This window comes from Mycolicibacter sinensis (genome assembly GCF_001667375.1).
Classification (GTDB): domain Bacteria; phylum Actinomycetota; class Actinomycetes; order Mycobacteriales; family Mycobacteriaceae; genus Mycobacterium; species Mycobacterium sinense_A.
Map to the genome: position 1 here is coordinate 64924 of NZ_LZIN01000075.1, position 20560 is coordinate 85483.

At 70.0% G+C, this 20560-nt stretch carries 21 protein-coding genes; 10 read left to right on the top strand and 11 right to left on the bottom strand.

What is annotated here, in order from left to right:
• Nucleotides 1–21: 21 nt before the first annotated feature.
• Both A5771_RS24365 and A5771_RS15255 read right to left on the bottom strand, forming a co-directional pair.
• Entirely contained in the window at nucleotides 22–1314 is a 1293-nt protein-coding gene (locus A5771_RS24365) for a PPE family protein, SVP subgroup (RefSeq protein WP_064856038.1), read from the bottom strand.
• 109 nt (nucleotides 1315–1423) lie between these two features.
• A complete protein-coding gene (locus tag A5771_RS15255; protein ID WP_064856221.1) occupies nucleotides 1424–3199 on the bottom strand; it encodes a hypothetical protein in 1776 nt (591 codons plus the stop codon).
• A gap of 44 nt (nucleotides 3200–3243) precedes the next feature.
• Here A5771_RS15255 and A5771_RS15260 point away from each other — a divergent pair, with 44 nt between their 5' ends.
• On the top strand, nucleotides 3244–4188 hold the full coding sequence (locus A5771_RS15260) for an NAD-dependent epimerase/dehydratase family protein (protein WP_064856039.1): 945 nt from the start codon (nucleotides 3244–3246) through the stop codon (nucleotides 4186–4188).
• Between the two features lie 146 nt (nucleotides 4189–4334).
• Nucleotides 4335–8867 (top strand): HAD-IC family P-type ATPase, encoded by a 4533-nt coding sequence (locus A5771_RS15265; RefSeq protein WP_064856040.1) that lies wholly within the window; start codon nucleotides 4335–4337, stop codon nucleotides 8865–8867.
• 12 nt (nucleotides 8868–8879) lie between these two features.
• On the opposite strand, the gene A5771_RS23420 is transcribed toward A5771_RS15265, so the two are convergent.
• The 4 genes from A5771_RS23420 to A5771_RS15280 form a co-directional block, all read right to left on the bottom strand.
• Nucleotides 8880–9053 carry an Rv1535 domain-containing protein gene (locus tag A5771_RS23420; protein WP_165606141.1) on the bottom strand — a complete coding sequence of 58 codons (174 nt, stop codon included), beginning with the start codon at nucleotides 9051–9053 and terminating at the stop codon, nucleotides 8880–8882.
• A 72-nt stretch (nucleotides 9054–9125) separates the two neighbouring features.
• Nucleotides 9126–9536: a DUF2304 domain-containing protein gene (locus A5771_RS15270; RefSeq protein WP_064856041.1), complete on the bottom strand. Its 411-nt coding sequence runs from the start codon at nucleotides 9534–9536 to the stop codon at nucleotides 9126–9128.
• Nucleotides 9533–10258 (bottom strand): glycosyltransferase family 2 protein, encoded by a 726-nt coding sequence (locus A5771_RS15275; RefSeq protein ID WP_064856042.1) that lies wholly within the window; start codon nucleotides 10256–10258, stop codon nucleotides 9533–9535. The genes A5771_RS15270 and A5771_RS15275 overlap by 4 nt, the downstream gene beginning before the upstream one ends.
• Nucleotides 10259–10266: 8 nt before the next feature.
• Complete coding sequence (locus A5771_RS15280; protein ID WP_064856222.1) at nucleotides 10267–11532, bottom strand: hypothetical protein; 1266 nt, start codon at nucleotides 11530–11532, stop codon at nucleotides 10267–10269.
• A 103-nt stretch (nucleotides 11533–11635) separates the two neighbouring features.
• Between A5771_RS15280 and A5771_RS15285 the strand changes: the two genes are divergently transcribed.
• On the top strand, nucleotides 11636–12646 hold the full coding sequence (locus A5771_RS15285) for a TerC/Alx family metal homeostasis membrane protein (RefSeq protein WP_109401157.1): 1011 nt from the start codon (nucleotides 11636–11638) through the stop codon (nucleotides 12644–12646).
• Here the strand turns inward: A5771_RS15285 and A5771_RS15290 are convergent.
• On the bottom strand, nucleotides 12635–13072 hold the full coding sequence (locus A5771_RS15290; protein ID WP_064856043.1) for a nitroreductase/quinone reductase family protein: 438 nt from the start codon (nucleotides 13070–13072) through the stop codon (nucleotides 12635–12637). The genes A5771_RS15285 and A5771_RS15290 overlap by 12 nt on opposite strands.
• 107 nt (nucleotides 13073–13179) lie before the next feature.
• Here A5771_RS15290 and A5771_RS15295 point away from each other — a divergent pair, with 107 nt between their 5' ends.
• Nucleotides 13180–13875 (top strand): TetR/AcrR family transcriptional regulator, encoded by a 696-nt coding sequence (locus A5771_RS15295; RefSeq protein WP_064856044.1) that lies wholly within the window; start codon nucleotides 13180–13182, stop codon nucleotides 13873–13875.
• Nucleotides 13876–13928: 53 nt separating this feature from the next.
• On the opposite strand, the gene A5771_RS15300 is transcribed toward A5771_RS15295, so the two are convergent.
• Complete coding sequence (locus tag A5771_RS15300; RefSeq protein ID WP_064856045.1) at nucleotides 13929–14417, bottom strand: inorganic diphosphatase; 489 nt, start codon at nucleotides 14415–14417, stop codon at nucleotides 13929–13931.
• 9 nt (nucleotides 14418–14426) lie between these two features.
• The gene (locus A5771_RS15305; protein ID WP_082947247.1) at nucleotides 14427–14702 is read right to left on the bottom strand and encodes a transposase; all 276 of its coding nucleotides are present in this window, start codon (nucleotides 14700–14702) and stop codon (nucleotides 14427–14429) included.
• Nucleotides 14703–14800: 98 nt separating this feature from the next.
• On the opposite strand from A5771_RS15305, the gene A5771_RS15310 reads away from it, so the two are divergent.
• From A5771_RS15310 to hpt, 6 genes are all read left to right on the top strand, one after another.
• Nucleotides 14801–15082: a hypothetical protein gene (locus A5771_RS15310; protein WP_131808919.1), complete on the top strand. Its 282-nt coding sequence runs from the start codon at nucleotides 14801–14803 to the stop codon at nucleotides 15080–15082.
• Entirely contained in the window at nucleotides 15027–15371 is a 345-nt protein-coding gene (locus A5771_RS15315; RefSeq protein WP_131808920.1) for a hypothetical protein, read from the top strand. Before A5771_RS15310 ends, A5771_RS15315 begins: the two co-directional genes overlap by 56 nt.
• A gap of 128 nt (nucleotides 15372–15499) precedes the next feature.
• Entirely contained in the window at nucleotides 15500–16876 is a 1377-nt protein-coding gene (gene dacB / locus A5771_RS15320) for a D-alanyl-D-alanine carboxypeptidase/D-alanyl-D-alanine endopeptidase (protein ID WP_064856049.1), read from the top strand.
• On the top strand, nucleotides 16873–17907 hold the full coding sequence (locus A5771_RS15325; protein ID WP_082947273.1) for a zinc-dependent metalloprotease: 1035 nt from the start codon (nucleotides 16873–16875) through the stop codon (nucleotides 17905–17907). Before dacB ends, A5771_RS15325 begins: the two co-directional genes overlap by 4 nt.
• On the top strand, nucleotides 17886–18842 hold the full coding sequence (gene tilS, locus A5771_RS15330) for a tRNA lysidine(34) synthetase TilS (RefSeq protein ID WP_064856051.1): 957 nt from the start codon (nucleotides 17886–17888) through the stop codon (nucleotides 18840–18842). Before A5771_RS15325 ends, tilS begins: the two co-directional genes overlap by 22 nt.
• Nucleotides 18843–18858: 16 nt before the next feature.
• Entirely contained in the window at nucleotides 18859–19503 is a 645-nt protein-coding gene (gene hpt / locus A5771_RS15335) for a hypoxanthine phosphoribosyltransferase (protein WP_109401158.1), read from the top strand.
• 27 nt (nucleotides 19504–19530) lie between these two features.
• On the opposite strand, the gene A5771_RS15340 is transcribed toward hpt, so the two are convergent.
• Both A5771_RS15340 and A5771_RS15345 read right to left on the bottom strand, forming a co-directional pair.
• A complete protein-coding gene (locus tag A5771_RS15340) occupies nucleotides 19531–19809 on the bottom strand; it encodes a hypothetical protein (protein ID WP_131808921.1) in 279 nt (92 codons plus the stop codon).
• Nucleotides 19810–19933: 124 nt separating this feature from the next.
• On the bottom strand, nucleotides 19934–20455 hold the full coding sequence (locus A5771_RS15345) for a DUF5994 family protein (RefSeq protein WP_064856053.1): 522 nt from the start codon (nucleotides 20453–20455) through the stop codon (nucleotides 19934–19936).
• Nucleotides 20456–20560 lie beyond the last annotated feature (105 nt).

Consider the following 20560-nt stretch of genomic DNA (forward strand, 5'->3'; position numbering starts at 1 on the left):
TTTTCCACCCCGGAGTCGAGATCATTCGCCCAGGAGCCGTTGCTTCCGCTGAATAAACGTCTCCTGGGTCAGAACTCCCGAGTCCCGCAGTTCGACCAGGGCGCGCAGTTCGGCGACGACGCCGATCGCCTTCGCCTTGGCCGGCTTGTCCGGCTCCTCGGGTTCCTCGGCGGGCTTGGGCGGTGCTGCCGGCCTGGGATTGGGCTGGCTGGCGACCGCTACTCCGCGCCCCGGTGCCGCCGAGCCGGCCATGGCGCGCCCGGCCATGCTGGACAGGGCCATCTCGGCGTAGGGGGCTTCGGCCCCGGCAGCGGCCGCTGCGGCGCTGCCCGATTGCGCTGAGATCAAGGCGACTTCGCGCAGCGCCGACGGTGCGGCGGCGGCCCAGGCCTGCGGGACCGACAGCGGGCCCAGCGGTACCGCCTTGCCCACACTGGCCCACGTCGCACCGACCGGGCCGGCCGCGGATCCCAGCGCGCCGACGGCAGGGGTGGCCTGGCCGATCAAACCCAGGCCGCCCAGCGCTCCCAGACCTTCCGCGCCTTCGGGAAAGGCCAACTCGCCCAAGGTGATCGCTAGACCGCCGAACGCCCCACCCAGGCCGATTCCGCCGAACGGGCCGACGCTGGCCACCTCCAGAACCGCGCCGGCCAGATCGAAGGCCAAGCCGGGGGAGATGGCATCGGCGGATTCGGCTGTGGAGCCGGCGATTTGGGCGGCGGTGGTCAGGGCGTGGCTGGCGGCGGCGCTGCCGGCGGTTTGCATGGCCGAGGTGGTGGTGGGGGTGGGCGTGGCGGTGTGGTGCGGTGCGGTGAAGGTGGGCAGTTGGGTGGCGGTGGCGGCGGTGCCGGCGTAGCCGTACATGGCGGTGGCGTCTTGGGCCCACATTTGCCCGTAGAGGGCTTCGTTGGCGGCGATGGCCGCGGTGTTTTGGCCGAGGAAGTTGGTGGCGATCAGGGTGGCCAGTTGGGTGCGGTTGGCGGCGATGACGGCGGGGGGCACGGTCATGGCGAAGGCGGTTTCGTAGGCGGCTGCGGCGGCGCTGGCTTGGGTGCCGGCTTGTCCGGCTTGGGCGGCGGTGGTGCTCATCCAGGCGGCGTAGGGTGCTGCGGCGGCGGCCATGGCGGTGGCGGCGGGGCCTTGCCAGGTTTCGTCGGTGAGTCCGGCGATGACGGTGCGGTAGGAGTGGGCTGCGGTTTCCAGTTCGGCGGCCATGGTTTTCCAGGCGCTGGCGGCGGCGCGGATCGGGCCGGATCCGGCGCCGGAATACATCAGCGCAGAGTTGACCTCCGGCGGCAACGCTGCAAAATTCATCGGCTACTCCTCAAATCGCCGATATCCGAAGCTATTTTCGGCCGGGCCGGCCGGGCAACTTGAGAGCCGAGACTCATACGAAACGCATATGTGCGCCTGTTCGAGGGTCTTACCGTGGCGCGACGTACCCCACCGGACCCGCGGCGATACACACCGACAGTGCCGCGGTGTCGGCGCGGGCAGTGACACTGGAGCCGGCGCCGGGAAGCCGCACGTAGACCCGGTTGAGTCCCGGATGCACCTTGACCCGCACATCGGGTCCGTCGGACAGCGCCAGCGTCATCGCACCGTCGACGTTGGCCAAGTAGTTGATCTCGGCCGTCCAGTCGGCCGGCAGCAGTGGACCGTCGAGTCCCAGCGTGGCCGGCAGGTCCGGCTGTACCAGATAGCCGCAGCGGGGCACCGGCCCGGCCACGATGGACCGAACCCAGGTCACCTGCGCGTCGGTCAGCATGCCGATGCTGGTGAGCATCCGCAACCGCGTTGTCGCCGAAGCAAATTCCGGCCGGTCACGAACCAGCGCGAAGAGGTGACTGGCCAGGTTCTCCGGGTAGACGACCCGCTGCAGCACCAGCGGGTCGACCTCCTGATCGAGCAGCGGCGCATCGGAGTCGGCGCGCGCCGCGGACAGCGCATGGCGGGCGTTGGCCAGATACGCCCGGGCCGGGTCGTCGCGCCAGCGAGCCAGGAACGTCACCGTCGAGTACAGGCTGCTGGCGGTGAAGGCCACCGCCAGGCCGGTCACCGCCACGGTGCGCAACGGCGAGGCGTCCAGCCACCGGGATGACTCCCGGTTGGGCGCACACAATCCGACGGCGCCCAGGACCGCCAGCACCACCACCAGATCGGCCAGGTAGCGCAGGGTCTGGGCCAGTTCCAGCGCGGTGAACGCCGAGGACCGCATCAGGTAGATCGGGACCTGGCAGGCCGCGGCGTAGCCGAGCGCGGCCAGCCACACCGGTGCCAGCCGATGCTTGCGCGCCAGCGACACCGCCAGCAGGCCCGCCAGCACCAGCCAGCCCAGCGTCATCACCACCGTGCCCGGCAGGGCCCACGGCGAGGCCGGCGCCCAGCGTGCCCACGTCCACGGGCCACCGGCCAGGCTCGGAATGATGCCGTGGGTGATCGAGCGCAGGAGCAACTCGCGGGTCATGTCCAGATCGAAGCTCCAGCGCTTCTGGTTGACCACCGTCAGGTAGACTGCGATCCAGCCACCGGTCACCGCCAGCGTCGCCATCCACAGCCGGGTCCCCGCCCGCCATGCCTGCGCGATCGCACTCCGTTCACCGGCCACGTAGCGCAGCAGTGCCGCCACACTGAACGCCACGAACGGGATCACCGCGGCCTTCTCGAAGAACAGCAGGCCACCCGCATAGGCCAGCGTGCCGGTGAGCGCGTAGCGCCGATTCCCGCTGCGCGCCAACAGGATCGCGTCGGCGCACACCCAGGCCAGCGCCGCCAGCATGGGCAAGGAGTTCAACGCCGCCGCCCACCATGCGAATGCCGGCAGACCCAGCGGGCAGAACAGCGCGAAGATCAGCGGCACCAGCAGCACCGGGCGCCAGCCCAAAATCACCCACAGCGCCCGCAGCAGCGCACCCGACGCCAGTAGTTGCAGCACCACCAGGCTGGCCGCCGCTGCCGCCCACTGCAACGGCCACGCCCGGCTCAGCGCACCGGCGACCAGGTACGCCCCCGGCATCACGTGACCGTCGTGATCGTCGAACAGATATGCCGGTGACAGCAGATCGTGGGTGCCGGCCCGACCGATCAGGATCAGGTCGTCCCAGTAGAAGTATCCGCCGAACGCCACCACCGCCCGGACCACCAGCTGCGCGGCGATCAGCGCCACCGCCGCCCAGCAGACCCAGGGCAGGGCGGCCATCCGGGTGCGCATCCGTCTTTCTTACCTGTCGGTATGGTGGCCCGGTGCGAGCACTGGTCACCGGAGCAGCCGGGTTCATCGGATCAACGCTGGTCGACCGCCTGCGGGCGGACGGGCATCCGGTCGTCGGACTGGACAATTTCGCGACCGGGCGGGCCACCAACATCGAGCACCTGACCGGAGACGCCGACTTCAGCTTCGTCGAGGCCGACATCGTCACCGCCGACCTGGGCGAGGTGCTGGCGCGTTCTCGCCCGGAGGTGATCTTCCATCTGGCCGCCCAGATCGACGTGCGCCATTCGGTGGCTGACCCACAGCACGACGCCTCGGTCAACGTGGTCGGGACCGTTCGGCTCGCCGAGGCGGCCCGCGCCGCGGGCGTGCGCAAGATCGTGCACACCTCCTCGGGCGGGTCGATCTACGGGACCCCGCCGCGCTATCCAACCCGCGAGGACGACCCGACCGATCCGGCTTCGCCGTATGCCGCCGGCAAGGTAGCCGGTGAGATCTACCTCAACACCTTCCGGCACCTCTACGGGCTGCAGTGTTCACATATCGCGCCGGCCAACGTCTACGGCCCTCGACAGGACCCGCACGGCGAGGCCGGCGTGGTGGCGATCTTCGCCCAGGCCCTGCTGAAAGGCAGCCCCACCAAGGTGTTCGGGGACGGATCCAACACCCGCGACTACGTGTTCGTCGACGACGTGGTGGACGCCTTCGTGCGGGCGGCCGGCCCGGTAGGCGACGGGCAGCGGTTCAACGTCGGGACCGGGGTGGAAACCTCGGACCGGCAACTGCATTCGGCGGTAGCTGCCGCGGTCGGCGCACCCGATGACCCGGAGTTCCACCCGCCGCGGCTGGGCGACCTGAAGCGGTCCTGTCTGAACATCGACCGGGCGCGTGAGGTGCTGGGCTGGCAACCGCAGGTCGCGCTGGCCGACGGGGTGGCACGCACGGTCGCCTATTTTCGGCAGGTGAAGTCGGCCTGAACTTCTGTGGCATACTTCCTCGACGGAGGGGAGTATTCCTTCGCTGCAGTGTCGTCAACTCGTCGCCCGTCATCGGACGACCGGTGCTGCGGGCCGGTGACCGGCGGAAGAGACCTCCAGCGCATCACAGACGCTGGAGGTAATCCATGGACGTGTTCTCGATCGGACGCTTCGGTCTGGACGCCGTCGGCACGGTGGCATCGGCAAGCCTGGACCTGGCTGCCATCCCGCTGCGCGAAGGCGCCAAAATCCTGGCCGGTGAGCGCTCCGACCTGACCCGCCGGCGCAGCTGGCGCGGTGCCGGGCGGGCCTGGATCGAAGTCCGCGGGCTCGACGGCGACGGCCCCGACCTCGGCCCCGCGGTGCTCGAAGCCCTGCGGGACCGGCCCGGCGTCACCTCGGTGCGGCTGAACCGCCCGCTGTCCCGGGTGGTCGTCGAAATCGACTTCGAAAAAAGCGAGGCCACGTCGCTGGCCGACCTGTGCGCCGCGGTCGAAAGCGTCGAAAAAGCGGCCGAGCTCAGCGCAACCGACGGTGCTGCGCTGCCGGGCGACGGGCTGTTGTTGGCCGCCAAGGGCGCGATGGTCGGCGCCAACGCGCTCGGGCTGGCGATCGCGACGGCGGGCAGCGTGCTGCGCTGGCCGGCCGCGCCCAAGATCTTCGACGCCGCAGCGTCGGTGGCCCGCTATCAGCCGCTGGTCCGCGACGCGCTGGAAAGCCGGATCGGGCGCGCCAAAACCGACACCGTGCTCTCACTGGCCTCGCTCGGGTCGCACGTCATCACCATGTCGCCGGCGATTCTGGCGGTGGACCTGATGGTGGAGGGACTCAAAGCCGCCGAGTCCCGCGCCGGCGCGGTGGCGTGGAACCGCTATGAGCCGGAACTGGCCCGCTACGCCGAGCACCCCGACGTCTACACCACTGCGCGTCCGGTCCCGCGTCCGGACGGCGCGGTGGAACGCCACCTGAAACGGACGGCGCTGGCGCAGGTGGTCGGGGCCGGAGTGGTGGGGGCGCTGACCCGCAACCTGGACATGACCTCGAATGCGATCCTGGCGGCCTCCCCGAAAGCGGTTCGCACCAGCTGCGAGTCCTTCGCCGCGACCCTGGGCCAGGGCCTGGCGGACCAGCACGGCGTGCTACCGCTGCGGCCGGACAGCCTGCGCCGCCTCGACAAGGTCGACACCGTGCTCATCGACCCGCGGGTGCTGGCCGGCGAACAACGGCGGGTGGTGCAGATCCGCGGCGCCGGTGAGCATGAACTGCCACTGGCCTGGCGCCACGCGCAGAGCCTGCTCGACAAGCCCGGGCTGCGTCCGGGCTGGCACCGGGTACCGCGCATGAACGCACGGAGTTCGGGTCGCAAGGACCCGGTGGAGGCGCTGATCCTGCCCGCGCACCACGCGCTGGCCTCGGCGGTGGTGCTCGAGGCGCGCGCCTCCGGAGCCGAACTGGTCACGGTGGACACCGACATCCTGGGCGAGCTGCGCCCCGGCTTCGACGACGTGCATGCGCGGCCCGCCGACCAGGATATCGACGCGGCCCTGGCCACGGCCGTGACCGAGCTGCAGCAGGCCGGCCGCACCGTGGCGGTGCTGTCCAGTGTCGCGGCGCAGGCCTTGGCATCGGCGGACGTGGGCCTGGGCGTCATGCCGGAGGCCGACGCCGACACCGCACCGCCGTTTTACGCAGACCTGCTGCTGGCCGACCTGGCCGGCGCCTGGCAAGTGCTGCGCGCACTGCCGGCTGCGCGCGAGGCCAGCGAGCGCGGTGTCGCGATCTCGATCGGCGCCTCCACGATCGCCGGGCTGCTGCTGGTGCGCGGGGTCCGGGCGACGATCCCCGGTCTCGGGTCTGGCCAGGGCCGCGGCCCCGGACCGGTGACCATCGGCGCGGGCGCCGGGATGCTGTCGGGTTACCTGCTGGCCCGCCGCACGCTGCGGGCTCGCGCACCGCAGCCGGCACCGGCCTACGAGTGGCACGCCATGTCGATCGAGCAGGTGCGAGAATTGCTGACCCCGGAGCAGCTGACACCACTGGCCGAGCGGGCGCCGGCCGAGACGGTGTCGCAGGGCATGTTCTGGCCGTTCCTGCACGCCGTCCGCGCCGAACTGTCCGACCCGATGACCCCGATCCTTGCGCTGTGCTCGGCGGCGACGGCCATGTTGGGTTCGCCGATCGACGCCGTCATGGTGGGGACGGTGCTCACCGGCAACGCCATGCTGGCGGCTTATCAGCGACTGCGGGCCGAGAACCGGCTGAACATCCTGCTGGCGCAGCAGGCCCCGCCGGCGCGGGTCGTGCTGACCGGTGCCGACGGCGCCCGGGAGTACCGCGAGATCGTCGCCGAGCAACTGCTGCCCGGTGACTTGATCGAGGTGCGCAGCAACGAGGTGGTGCCCGCCGACGCCCGCCTGATCGAGGAGACCGACGTCGAGGTCGACGAGTCGTCGCTGACCGGCGAATCGCTGTCGGTCGGCAAACAACTCGAACCCACCCCGGGCGCCGAACTGGCCGAGCGCAGCTCCATGCTCTATGCGGGCTCCACCGTGATCGCCGGGAAGGCGCTGGCCATGGTGACCGCGGTGGGCGCCGACACCCAGACCCGCCGGGCCTCCGAACTGGCCTCCGGTGAGCTGCCCGAAGTTGGTCTGCAGCATCACCTTTCGCAGCTGATGTACCGGACCTTCCCGTACAGCGCTGCCGGCGGTGTGGCGGTCGGAGCGCTGGGCCTGCTGCGTCAGGGCGGGCTGCGGGCGGCGCTCGGCAATGCGATCGCGGTGGCGATCGCCGCGGTACCGGAGGGGATGCCGCTGATGGCAACCCTGGCCCAGCACGCGTCGTCGCAGCGGCTGAGCAAATCCGGTGCGCTGGTGCGCATCCCACGCTCGGTGGAGGCGCTCGGCCGGGTCGACGTGGTCTGCTTCGACAAGACCGGGACGCTGTCCGAGAACCGGCTGCGGGTCACCACGGTGCGCCCGCTGCGCGGACACTCCGCCGACGACGTGCTCGGCACCGCCGCTCAGGCGGCGCCGGCGCCCGAAGGCGCGGCGCATGCGCACGCCACCGACCAGGCCATCGTCGAGGGCGCGGTCGCCGCGCCCGGCGCCCGCGCGTGGATCGAGCCCGACGCGCACCTGCCGTTCCGGTCGGGCCGGGCGTTCTCGGCGTCGGTGCTGGGGTCGGAGCTGCTGGTCAAGGGTGCACCGGAAATAGTGCTGCCGGCCTGCAAGAACGCCGGTGAGGCCGAGGAACAGCAGGTGACCGCGATGGCCGCCCAGGGTCTGCGGGTGATCGCGGTGGCGCAGGGCACGCTGACCGCCGCGCAGGTGCGCTTGGTGTCGCAGGATTCCGACCGGATCGTCGAGATGGCCGGCTCGGGGCTGACGCTGATCGGGTTCCTCGGTCTGGCCGACACCCCCCGGGCCGACGCGCCGCAGCTGCTGGCCGATCTCACCGCCCGCGGGGTGGACATCCGGATGATCACCGGCGACCACCCGATCACGGCGACCGCGATCGCCGCCGAGATGGGTGTCACCGTCGACGCCGAGCAGGTCATCACCGGCTCGGAGTGGAATGCGTTGAACCGCAAGGAACAAGAGCGGGTGGTCTGCGAGCGGGTGATCTTCGCCCGGATGTCCCCGGAGAACAAGGTGCAGATCGTCCAGACGCTGGAGCGCGCCGGGCGGGTGTCGGCGATGGTGGGTGACGGCGCCAACGACGCCGCCGCCATCCGGGCCGCCACCGTGGGACTCGGTGTGGTGGCGCACGGCAGCGACTCGGCGCACACCACCGCCGACGTGGTGCTGACCGAAGGCAAGATCGGGTCGCTGATCGACGCGATCGACGAGGGCCGCCGGCTGTGGAAGGGCGTCCAGCTGGCGATCTCCGGGCTGCTCGGCGGCAACGCCGGTGAGGTGATCTTCTCCGTCATCGGCACAGCGGTCACCGGTAACTCGCCGCTGAACACTCGGCAGCTGCTGCTGATGAACACCTTGACCGACGCATTGCCGGCCACCGCAGTGGCGGTCAGCACGCCGGCGGGCCCGATCGGCGGTGCGGTACGCGGTCTCGACGAGAAGAAGCTGTGGCGTGCGGTGGCATTCCGGGGCGGGGTCACCGCGGCCGCGGGCACCGCCGCCTGGGCGATGGCTTCGGTGACGGGCATGCCGCAGCGGGCCGCTACGGTGGCACTGATCTCGCTGGTCTCCACCGAACTGGGCCAGACCGTGGTCGATTCGCGGGCGCCGCTGGTGCTGCTCACCGCAGCCGGCTCGTTCGCCGCGTTCGCTGCGATGGTGAGCACCCCGGGTGTCAGTCAGCTGCTGGGCTGCACGCCGGTCGGTCCGATCGGCTGGGCGCAGGCCCTGGGCACGGCCGCGGCAGCCACTGCCGCGGTGGCCGTGGCGAGCCGGTTCGCGGGCCCCGGGGAAGAGAACTCCAGGCTGGTAGCGGCCCCGGTCGAGGCGGCTACGCCGAACAAGGCGCTGGAGGCCACGAAGGCCCCGGCGCAGAAAGCTGCGGCGGCCAAGAAGACTCCGGCCAAGAAAGCTCCGGCGGCCAAGAAGACCGCGGCCAAGAAGACCGCGGCCAAGAAAGCTCCGGCGAAGAAGGCCGCGGCGGCCAAGAAGAAGGCTGCCGCGAAGAAGACGTCCGCGAAGCTCGAACTGGTGCGCTGAAACCCAGCCGCTTCATCCGGCCGGCCGAAGTTCTCGGACTTCGGCCGCCGGGCGCTGGGGTGCGGGATGCCGCACCTCGAGCAGCCGGGCACGCCAGAGCAACGCGTACAACTCCCGCGCCGGCGCCGTCAATAACGTCGCCGTGACGTCGACCAGCGGATCCGCCAGGATTTCGGTCGCCTTCATGAGCCCTAGGGTGGCCGCCGCAGCGAGACACGGGGCAAATCTTCTGTTACCAGCAGGCCAAGAGTCGCCGAATTACTGGCTTCGATGCGGCGGGTCCAGCTTCGGCTCTCCTTCGTCGAGCCTTGCTGAACCGCCGGTTCGATGCGGCGGGTCCGGCGGCTGGGCCTGCGCCAGCGCTATCACCCGCGCCAGCCGGGCATAGCGCAGTTCCAGGTCCCGGAAGCGCATGTAGGTGCTCAGCGTGGTGAAGGCGAACGCGATGATCAGGACGTAAAGCATCAGGTCGGTGCCGCGGCGCACCCCGAGCCAGTTCGCCACCACGGTGGTGTCATCCGGGCGCAGCACCGCATAGATGCCGGCCACCACGAACACCAGGTATCCCACTTTCACCCAGGCCCGCGACTGGGCGGACCGCCGGGACAGCAGCAGGTAGATCAACAGTGCCATCACCGCTGCGATCAGCAACACCTTGATCCAGTTCATCGCGACATCCTCTTGCGCAGCAAGCCGTCGAACAGGATGTTGACGCCGTTGAGCAGGGGCTGGCCCTTCGCCTTGGAATAGTCGGTGTAGAGCACTTCGACCGGTTCTTCACCTACCCGCCAACCGTTTTCGGCGATCAACGCGATGAACTCCCCGGCGTGGCTCATCCCGTTCATGGTGAGGTCCAGCCCGTCGGCGACCCGCCGGTTGAACACCCGCAGGCCGTTGTGGGCATCGGAGAGCCCCAGCCGGCGGATCCGCGGGTTCAGCGCTACCGCGGCCCGCAGCACCAGCCGTTTGAGAAGCGGTACCGCGGCGGCAGCCTCGGGTGCGGCGAACCGGGTGCCGATGACGATGTCGAGGTCCGCGCCGTCGAGACGCTCGATCATGCGCACCACGTCGGCCACCCGGTGCTGACCGTCGGCGTCGAAGGTGGCGAACAGTCGGGCGCCGGGTTGCCGGCGGGCGAACTCGACCCCGGTCTGGATGGCCGCGCCTTGGCCGAGGTTGACCGGATGACGCACGACGTGGGCGCCGGCGCGCCGGGCGATCGCGGCGGTGTCGTCGGTGCTGCCGTCGTCCACGCAGACCACCGCAGCGAAAACCGACCGGATTCCGGTGATCACGTCGCCGATGACGGCTGCCTCGCCGAAGGCCGGGACGATGATCCAGACGTCGGGGTGAGGGGTCTCTGACCTGGTATCGATGCCTAAAAAATACACGTCCGCACTCAGGGGGCCGCGCGTAACGCGGCCAGATGCACGGCGATTCCCACCAGCGGCCCGCACAGCAGTGCGACGACGGTTCGGGTCGACAGGTCCAGCGGAAGCAGCAACAGCAACGTGGACGCCACCGTCGCGCCGACCCAGCCCAGCGCGTAGGCGCGATGCAGCGCAGTGGCCACGGTCGCCGCGCCGGTGAGCGTCAACAGTGCGATCGCGGTCGCCCCGGTGGTCAGGCCGGCCAGCAGCAACCCGCCGGTGTCGTAGTCCTGGCCGAAGACCGTGCGCAGCAGCCACGGACCGGCCAGGCCGGCTGCGACCGCACCTACCGCGCCCAGCACGGCGACGGATGCCGCCGGCGTGGCCAGCGCGCGCAGTCGTCGTCCGCGCTGGTCGACGAAGTGTGCAATGAGGTTGCCCTGCAACGCCGTCAACGGCACCAGCAGCGGCGCGCGGGTCACGGTGACCGCCAGGATCACCACGCCGCCCTCGGCGCCCAGTTCGCCGTAGGTGGCCTGCAGCAGCACCGGAAAACCCATCACCAGGATCGCGCTGGCCCCGGCCGCGGTGATCGAATGCGCCGCGCCGCGCAGGAAGTCCGCGGTGCCCACCGCAGTCGAAAGCCGTGCCGCCGATCGGGCTGCGGGAGATGTGACCAGCAACAGCAGCCAAGCCACCGCGCCCGCGACGGTGGCCCACAAGAACCCCACCAGACCCCAGCCGATGACGAACGTCGCGGTGGCCACCGCCACCCGGATTGCCGCATCGGTCACCATCAACGCGCCGTACTGGGTCCACCGATTGGTGCCGGCCAGCATGCCCAGCAGGGCGGCGTGCACGGCGAAGTTGGCCAGCCCGAAACTCAGCAGCCCCACCGACAGCCAGCGGGCCTCGACGAAAACATGGCTGCTCCACAGCGGCGAGCTGGCGGCGACCAGCCCGGCCGCCACCAGTCCGGTCAGCCCGGCCACCCACAGCGGCCGGGTGTGCCGAGTCGACGGGCGGCTCGCCCCGGCCTCCCGGGCGAACCGGACCTCGCGGGTGGTCTCCTGCAGCAGGCCGTTGGCAGCCCCGGTGACCAGGCCGAACGCCCCCCAGAACACGCTGAACACCGAGAAGCCGGCCGGGTCCAGGTCGCGTGCCGCCAGGTACAGCACGGTGTAGCCGCATAATGCGCTGAGCAGCGTCGCGGTGCCGACCCGGGCCACACTTGCGCGGGTGACGGGGCCGGCGGGCACGCCACTGGGGACGCCGGTACCCCCGATATCGGTCACCACGGCGAAAATACTAAGCGGGCTGCGGGGTACGGTCGGGCGTCCCGCTGCACAAGGTGGCACAAGCCCCAATTCGACACTGCTGAACGACCGGAGGCCCACCTTGGACCCGTCGCTGTTGGAATGGATGGTCACGTTCGCGGGACTGGCCGCGGTACTGGGCTTCGACCTGTTCCTGGTCGCCCGCCGGGTGCATGAGCCGACGATCCGCGAGGTCGCGACCCGGTTGACGTTCTACGTCAGCTTGGCGGTGGCCTTCGGCGTCTGGGTGTGGTGGCACCACGGCGCGAAGTACGGCATGCAGTTCTTCGCCGGCTGGCTCACCGAGTACAGCCTGTCGGTGGACAACCTGTTCGTCTTCGTGATCATCATGAACAGCTTCAACGTGCCCAAGAAATACCGGCAGGAGGCGCTGTTCGTCGGCATCGTTCTGGCGCTGTCGTTTCGGGCGGTGTTCATCGCGCTGGGCGGTGTCGCCGTGCAACGGCTGTCCTGGACGTTCTACCTGTTCGGCGCCTTCATGGCCTACACCGCGATCAAACTGCTCCGCCACAGCGACCACGGTGTGACCGGCGGCGACCACGGCGGCAAAGCCGGCGGCAACAACGTCGTGGTGAGGTTCGCCCGCACCCACTTCAACGTCACCGATCGCTGGGCCGGGGTACGGTTCTTCGTCCGCGACCGCAGCGGGGCGTGGGCCGTCACCCCGATGTTCCTGGTGGCGCTGGCGCTGGGCACCACCGATCTGGTGTTCGCGATGGACTCCATCCCGGCCATCTACGGGCTGACCCGCCAGCCCTACCTGGTGTTCACCGCCAACGTGTTCGCCTTGATGGGATTGCGTCAGCTCTACTTCATTCTCGGCAAGCTGCTGAACCGGTTCGTGTACCTCTCCCAGGGCCTTTCGCTGATCCTGGGGTTCATCGGGGTACGGATGGTGCTGCACGCGCTGCGCACCAACGAGGTGTGGTTCATCAACGGCGGCCGGAACTTCAACGTCCCGGAGATCCCCACGCCGGCGAGTCTGGCGGTCGTGGTCGGGGTGCTGGTGCTGACGACCGTGGCGAGCCTGTACCGGACCCGTGGGGCTTCCACCAGCCCGTCACCCGAGTGAGAAGACCGGCAGCGAGGGCGCCGCACGACGCAGGTCGTCGTCGCTGGACCGCGGCGTCAGACCCGCCATGTGCCCCTTGACCTGCCAATACCACCGCTGCAGATAGGCGCGCAGCAGCGCCGGTTTGTCGTCGTCGCCGACTTCGGTGACCCGGGTGGTTGCGCGGCGCCAGCGCGGGCCGAGCTGCACCTGGCCGGCGGCCCGCACGTTGCGGACCCATTCGGTGTTGCCGCGCGGCGCGACGAGGTAGTCGACGCCGTCGACGGTCAGCACGTTGACCACGACGCCGCGGCGCTTGCCGGTCTTACGGCCGCGGACGGCCAGTGCGCGGGTGCCGGCGATGCTGAGGCCCGCTTCGGCGAGCCGGCGGATCACCGCATTGGCGAACCGGGCCGGTGCGCCGGGTCGGTCGTATCGGGTCGCCATCTCTTGCCCTTTCGTAATGAGAGCGGTGCTCTCGTTTAACGGTGATCCTGACAGGGCGGGATGGGAAAAACAAGAGCAGTGCTCGCGAATCTGGCAGACTCGGCCGAGTGGGCAAACGGCAGGCGTCGCGGGAACGCATCGAAGCGCAGATCATCGAGGTCGGTCGGCGCCATCTGCTCAGCTACGGGGCGGCGGGGCTGTCACTGCGCGCCGTCGCGCGCGACGTCGGAATGGTGTCATCGGCGGTCTACCGCTACGTGGCCAGCCGCAACGAGTTGCTCACCCTGCTGCTGGTCGACGCCTATTCGGACTTGGCCGACACGGTCGACGCCGCCCGCGCCTCGGCGCCGCCGTCGTCATCGTGGCGCGACGACATCGTCGCCATCGCCCACGCCGTGCGGGACTGGGCGCTCGCGCACCCGGCCCGGTGGGCACTGCTGTACGGCAGCCCGGTCCCCGGGTACCACGCGCCGGCTGAACGCACCGTCGCCCCGGGCACCCGGGTGGTGCGGGCGTTCTTCGACGCGGTCTTCGACGGCATCACCGCCGGATATATCGCGTCCGTGAATGCCGTTGCAGCGCAACCGGTGTCGTCGGACTTCGATCGCGTTCGGGAGGAATTCGGCTTCGCCGGCGATGACGCCGTCGTCGCGAAGTGCTTTTTGCTCTGGGCCGCCGTGGTCGGCGCGATCAGCCTGGAGGTCTTCGGTGGGTACGGCGCCGACACTCTGACGCAACCGGGGGCGGTGTTCGACGCCCAGCTCGGCCTGCTGCTGCAGGTGTTCGCGCAGCCGTCGGATTAACGCGGCGGTTCCAGCTTCGGCTCTCCTTCGTCGAGCCTCGCTGAACCGCCGGATCAGTGACCCGAGGTCTTGAACCGTTCGATCGACCGGGAGACCTCGGCTTCGGCCTCGGCGCGGCCCACCCAGTCGGCGGCCTTGACGAACTTGCCCGGCTCGAGGTCCTTGTAGTGCACGAAGAAGTGCTTGATCGCGTCCAGCTCGTGCTCGGGCACGTCACCGATGTCGGAGATGTGGTCCCAGCGGTGGTCACCGGCCGGCACGCACAGCACCTTGTCGTCGCCGCCGGCCTCGTCGGTCATCCGGAACATCCCGACCGGGCGGGCCTCCACCAGCACGCCGGGAAACACCGACTGCGGCAGCAGCACCATGGCGTCCAACGGGTCGTTGTCCTCGCCGAGAGTGTCCTCGATGAAGCCGTAGTCGGCGGGGTAGCCCATCGGCGTGTACAGGTAGCGGTCGAGCTTGACCCGCCCGGTGGCGTGGTCGACCTCGTACTTGTTGCGCTGGCCCTTGGGGATTTCGATGGTCACGTCGAATTGCACCGCGTCAGTCTAGAGCGTGTCGAACAACTGGGCGGTGTAGCCCTTGTTGCGCCAGACGTGGGCGATGGTCGGGGCGATCTTGGTTGCCTTGCGCAGCGGAGCCGGGATGGCGGCGCGGTCCTGCGCATCCGCGGCGGTGACCACAGCGGAGACCGGGAGGGCGACGGTGTCGACGAGGATGTGGCGTTTGATGCCGTCAGCCTTTTTGGCGCCGTCGAAGCCGCACGGCCCAGTCGCCGGGGATGCCTTCACCGATGACGAGTCCACAACTGCCGCCGAGGGGATGCCGGTTTGCGTTCAATCAGTGCCTGCGGATCGTCAAAACCAGGCTGAGTGAGCGTCGTACCGATCCCGGTGTAAAGGTGCCCTGGACCGGTTTCGACTTGATCAACGCCTTCAACGCCTGGAAGAAGACCGATGCGGCTGGGCGGGTGTTCACCGTCGACATCGCCGGAGTGGCCGAGTGGGTGGTGACCGGTTTGGCGTGGCGCACGCAGGTCTGTCAGCAGGTGTTCGAGGAGGCCGCCGTCGACTGTGGCAAGGGATTGAAAGCGTGGTCTGACTCCCGGGCCCGCAAAATGCCGCGGCCGCCGGGCGGGGTTCCCGCGGTTGAAGAAGAAAACCGCCGCGGTGCCGTCGTTTCGACTGCGCAACAAGCACCCTAAAGGCAAGCCCGCGGCGATCCGCGTCGGCGACAACGACCGGCCGCGGTCGGTCACCATGCCCGGCATCGGCCAGATCACCGTGCACGACGACACCCGTCTCAACGCGGCGACCAACCTGGCCCGCTGGGGCCAAACCCACCACGACCACCACCGACCCCCGGACCCCCAAGCAGGAGGCCGGGCTACCAAGGCCCGCCGACAGGACGGCTCTGACCAGCACCCCACGAGTGCCGGTGAAACCAGCCTGGACGACGCGGGAACCGACGTTCACACCGCACCAGCGGCCTGAACAGACGACGCCCGAGAAGGGCGGTGCCGAACACCCCACCAGAGTTGTTCGACACGCTTTAGAGCGGCCCGCATTCATGCCCGGGCTCCGCCCGTCCGGCAGAATTGGCCCCGACAGGCAGGAGAGACATGGACTCCACTCGGTGGCGACGCAGCAGCACCCGTCTGGGTATTGCCGCAGCGGTCCTGGCGCTGGCCGCAGCCGTGGTGGTGCTGGCAGCGGTCGTGCTTCCGGACGAGTCCGGTGCGGGCGCGCATTCCATGCCGCCGGCGCCGTTGGCGACCGCCAACCCGGGGGTGGTGCCGGTCACCGACGATGCCCCGGTCCCGACGGGCAGCGCCTTGGCGGCGGCCATGTCGGTCGCGCTGGCCGACCCCAACCTGGGCCGGCTCACCGGCCGGATCACCGACGCGCTGAGCGGCAAGGCGCTGTGGACGCAGCAGGAAGATCTCCCGATGCAGCCGGCGTCGACCAACAAGGTGCTCACCGCGGCGGCCGCACTGCTGGCGCTGGATCGCGGCGCCCGCGTCACCACCCGGGTGATCACCGGGGACCAGCCCGGCGTCGTGGTGCTGGTCGGCGACGGCGACCCGACGCTGTCGACGGCCGAGGTCGGCCAAGACACCTGGTACCGCGACGCCGCCCGGATCAGCGACCTGGCCGATCAGGTCCGCCGCAGCGGAGTGACGCCCACCGAGGTCCAGGTCGACACGTCGGCGTTCACCGGCCCGAGCATGGCACCGGGCTGGGATCCCGACGACATCGAAGGCGGCGACATCGCCCCGATCGAATCGGTGATGGTCGACGGCGGCCGCACCCAGCCGACCACCGTGGAGTCCCGGCGGTCGCTGACCCCGGCTCTGGACGCCGGACAGGCGCTGGCCGCGGCGCTCGGCGTCGACACCGACAAGGTCAGCATCGCGACCAGTTCGGTGACCGGCCGCGAACTGGGTTCGGTCTCCTCGGCGCCGCTGGTGGTGCGGCTGGGCGAGATGATGAACGCCTCGGACAACGTGATGGCCGAAAGCATCGCCCGGGAGGTGGCCGCGGCGATGGGCCGGCCGCGGTCCTTCGCCGGTGCGGTCGACGCGGTCACCAACCGGCTGGCCACCGCCCACATCGCGGTCAGCGGGGCCACGCTGATGGACGCCAGTGGGCTGTCGGTCGACGACCGCTTGTCGGCGCGAACGCTGGACGCAGTGGTGCAGGCGGCGGCCGGTCCCGACCAGCCCGAGCTGCGACCGCTGCTGGACATGCTGCCGGTCGCCGGCGGCAGCGGCACCTTGTCCGAGCGTTTCCTCGACCCGAAGTCCGGGCGCGGCGCGGCCGGCTGGTTGCGGGCCAAGACCGGCTCGCTGACCCGCACCAACGCGCTGGCCGGAGTCGTCACCGACCGCGACCGCCGGGTGCTGACGTTCGCGTTCATCTCCAACGATGCCGGACCGACCGGGCGCACCGCCATCGACGCGCTGGCCGCAGTGCTACGGACCTGCGGATGCGGATGAGCGAGCTCGATATCGGACGCGCGGTGGACTGGGGATTCGCCGCAACGGTCGGCGGCTGGCTGGCGCGCCCGGCGCCGCCGATGACCGACTACACCCGCGAACAGGTCATCGGCGACCTGCACCGCAGCGCCGCCTCCGCCGAACCGCTGGTGCGCGAGGTGACCGGACTGGGCGCCGACGGTCCGGTCCCCGAGGCGCGGGTTATCGACCGGCCGCAGTGGATCGCCGCAGCGGCGGAGTCGATGCGGCTGATGACCGGCGGCACCGAGAAGTCCGCCGGGTTCCTCACCGGCCGGCTGGCCGGGGCGCAGACCGGTGCACTGCTGGCGTTCGTCTCCTCGGGCATCCTCGGCCAGTACGACCCGTTCTGCCCCGACGGCGGCGCGCTGCTGCTGGTCTACCCCAACGTGATCGCCATCGAGCGGCAGCTGCGGGTGACGCCGGCCGACTTCCGGCTGTGGGTGTGCCTGCACGAGGTAACCCACCGGGTGCAGTTCTCGGTGAACCCGTGGCTGCCGGATTACATGTCAGACGCCCTGGCGGTGCTGACCGGCGATGCCACCCCGGACCTCACCCAGGTGGTGGGCCGGCTGGCCGACTACCTGCGCCGCGGCCGAGACGCCGCCGATGGCACTGCGCCGTCGGGGATTCTGGGCCTGGTGCGGGCCGTGCAGTCCGAGGAGCAGCGCACCGCCCTGGACCAGCTGCTGACCCTGGGCACACTGCTCGAGGGCCACGCCGACCACGTGATGGACGCCGTCGGGCCGGCTGCGGTGCCATCGGTGGCGACGATCCGCAGCCGCTTTGAGGAACGTCGTCAGCGCAGCCAGCCGCCGCTGCAACGGTTGGTGCGGGCGCTGATCGGCCTCGACGCCAAGCTGAGCCAGTACACCCGCGGCAAAGCGTTTGTCGACGCCGTGGTCGGCCGGGTCGGCATGGACCGGTTCAACGCGGTCTGGTCGGGTCCGCAGACCCTGCCGCTGCCCGCCGAGATCGAAGAGCCGCAGCAGTGGATCGATCGGGTGCTCTAGCCCGGCTGCGCGCCGCATTGGTGGCGTTCGCCGATCAGCAGCTGCCCGAGGGCGGCCGCTGGTGTGTGGCGCTGTCGGGCGGGCCGGACTCGCTGGCCCTGACCGCCGTCGCCGCGCGCGCGCGGCCCACCACGGCGCTCATTGTCGACCACCGCCTGCAAGCCGGCTCGGCGCAAGTGGCCGAGCTCGCCCAAAGCCACGCCCTTGAGCTGGGCTGCGTTGCCGCACAAATCATCCCGGTGAGCGTTGGGGCAGAGGGCGGCCTGGAGGCGGCGGCACGCAACGCCCGTTACGCCGCCCTGGACCAGGCCCGCGACCAGGCTCCCGTGCTGCTGGGTCACACCCTCGACGATCAGGCCGAGACGGTGCTGCTGGGGCTGGGCCGCGGCTCGGGGCCCCGCTCGATGGCCGGGATGCGGCCCTACGATCCGCCGTGGTGCCGGCCGCTGCTGGGGGTGCGCCGGGAGGTGACCCGGGATGCCTGCGCCGAGCTGGGCCTGACGCCGTGGCTCGACCCGCACAACAGCGATCGGCGGTTCACCCGGGCGCGGCTGCGCTCCGAGGTGCTGCCGCTGCTGGAGGACGTGCTCGGCGGCGGGGTGGCCCAGGCGCTGGCCCGCACCGCGACGGCGCTGCGGGAGAACACCGAGCTCATCGATGCGCTGGCCGCCCAAGCGCTGCCCGATGTCGCGGAGGGCCTGGACACCGCCCCGCTGGCCGCCTTGCCCGGCCCGGTGCGCCGCGCGGTGATCCGGCGCTGGCTGCTGGCCGGTGGCGGCCGCGGGCTGACCGACCAGCAGATCCGGGCGGTGGAGCGGCTGGTCACGCACTGGCGCGGGCAAGGCGGTGTGGCGGTCGGATCGGAGCTGCGCGAACAGCGGCTGTTCGCGGTTCGTGGCGAGGGTGTGCTGCGCCTGCACCGGGAGCCGATCTGAGCATCGGGCGTGATTTGTGCGGTGGGAGTTGGTTGTCGAACATCGCGCATGGCACGCTGTGCTGGTGGCTGCGTTCTCGCCGGGAGAAACACCCGAGTCATACGCCGGTGACATCAAATCGGTACTGCTGACCGAGGAGCAGATCCGGGCCCGCACCGCCGAGCTCGGTGCACAGATCGCCGCCGACTACGCCGAGGGGCGCGACCGCGCCGAGAGCGGGGACCTGCTGCTGATCACCGTGCTCAAGGGCGCGGTGCTGTTCGTCACCGACCTGGCCCGGGCGATCCCGCTGCCCACCCAGTTCGAGTTCATGGCGGTCAGCTCCTACGGGTCCTCCACGTCGTCGTCGGGAGTGGTGCGCATCCTCAAGGACCTCGACCGTGACATCAGCGACCGCGACGTGCTGATCGTCGAAGACGTGGTCGACTCCGGCCTGACCCTGTCGTGGCTGCTGCGCAACCTGGCCGCCCGGCGGCCCCGGTCGCTGCGCGTGTGCACCCTGCTGCGCAAACCCGACGCGGCGCGCGCCGCCGTCGACATCGCCTACGTGGGCTTCGACATCCCCAACGACTTCGTGGTCGGCTACGGCCTGGACTACATCGAGCGCTACCGCGACCTGCCCTACATCGGCACCCTGGACCCGCGCGTCTACCAGGGCTGAACACCGCTGAGGCAGCGCAGCGAAACGCTAGCCGGCACTGCGTGGAGCGATCCTTCGGACGGAAGGGCTGTGCTGTGCTGCGACGGCCTGCTGTCTGCCGAATTCCACCAGGTTGACGATCTCGGCTCGGGTCGGTCGCCATCCGTTGGCCACGCCGCTGGCGATAGCGGTGTAGATGGTGTGGCAATCAGGTGCCATGAGCTCGCCGGTGAGGTCATCGACGATGCGCCACAACCAGGGCGCGCCATGATTGTGGGTTTTGCCTTTCATTACTGCTGGAACCGAGATTTTTTCTTCTGCTTTCACTATTTTGCACGCTGGTTAGTTTTGGCCGCTGACGGCGGGCGGAATCCGAGAATACGGATGCGCCCGCTCTTTTCGTCGGAGCTGTCGTCGGTTGATCGGCCACGAGGAGACAAGAGGTGACCGACTAGCCGAGGAGACCGCCATCGGAGACCCACTGCGCTTCCGCTTCGGTCCTCTGGTCGCGGGATGACCTGTCGCTCTCACTGATCATGAGAAGGGTGTCGACGCTGGAGTCGTTACCGGGGGCGGCGGCGGTCATCATCATTTCGTGTGCCTGATCGGCGTCGGTATGGGGCGGAACGACGAGCAGGATGACCCGCGATCGGTCCGCACCCACAACCTCCAGTGTGTTGACCGGCTGACGCCCGTGACCCTCGAGTTGCACCGTTCGCCCGTCAGTGACGAGCTGGGCAGGCGCCGACGCCCATTCGCCGGGGTTGTACCTCACGCGCTGAATGCCCTCGCCGCGAACCGACAACACCGAGAGCAGGCCAGGAAGCTCGGTGGTGAGCGTGTCACGCCACGGCCACCACGCCCCGTCGACGATTCCGGTCGGCGACGCCTTCGGCTTCAATCGCAACCGCGGTCTGAGTTCGGGTGGCGTGGGGTGACGACCCACTGGTGAGCGGACATCTTGCAGCGTCATGACGACGTTCCTGACTTGGCCGCGAATCGGCCGATAACTTTCAAATCGACGGCGATGCAAACCAATGCGGTCAGATACTAAAGACCGCCGATATACGCAGTCTAC

Bases quoted from the DNA above. Each gene is read 5' to 3' on its own strand.
- A5771_RS24365 (WP_064856038.1), bottom strand. From the start codon at position 1,314: ATGAATTTTGCAGCGTTGCCGCCGGAGGTCAACTCTGCGCTGATGTAT.
- A5771_RS15255 (WP_064856221.1), bottom strand. From the start codon at position 3,199: ATGGCCGCCCTGCCCTGGGTCTGCTGGGCGGCGGTGGCGCTGATCGCC.
- A5771_RS15265 (WP_064856040.1), top strand. From the start codon at position 4,335: ATGGACGTGTTCTCGATCGGACGCTTCGGTCTGGACGCCGTCGGCACG.
- A5771_RS23420 (WP_165606141.1), bottom strand. From the start codon at position 9,053: ATGAAGGCGACCGAAATCCTGGCGGATCCGCTGGTCGACGTCACGGCG.
- A5771_RS15270 (WP_064856041.1), bottom strand. From the start codon at position 9,536: ATGAACTGGATCAAGGTGTTGCTGATCGCAGCGGTGATGGCACTGTTG.
- A5771_RS15290 (WP_064856043.1), bottom strand. From the start codon at position 13,072: ATGGCGACCCGATACGACCGACCCGGCGCACCGGCCCGGTTCGCCAAT.
- dacB (WP_064856049.1), top strand. From the start codon at position 15,500: ATGGACTCCACTCGGTGGCGACGCAGCAGCACCCGTCTGGGTATTGCC.
- A5771_RS15325 (WP_082947273.1), top strand. From the start codon at position 16,873: ATGAGCGAGCTCGATATCGGACGCGCGGTGGACTGGGGATTCGCCGCA.
- A5771_RS15345 (WP_064856053.1), bottom strand. From the start codon at position 20,455: ATGACGCTGCAAGATGTCCGCTCACCAGTGGGTCGTCACCCCACGCCA.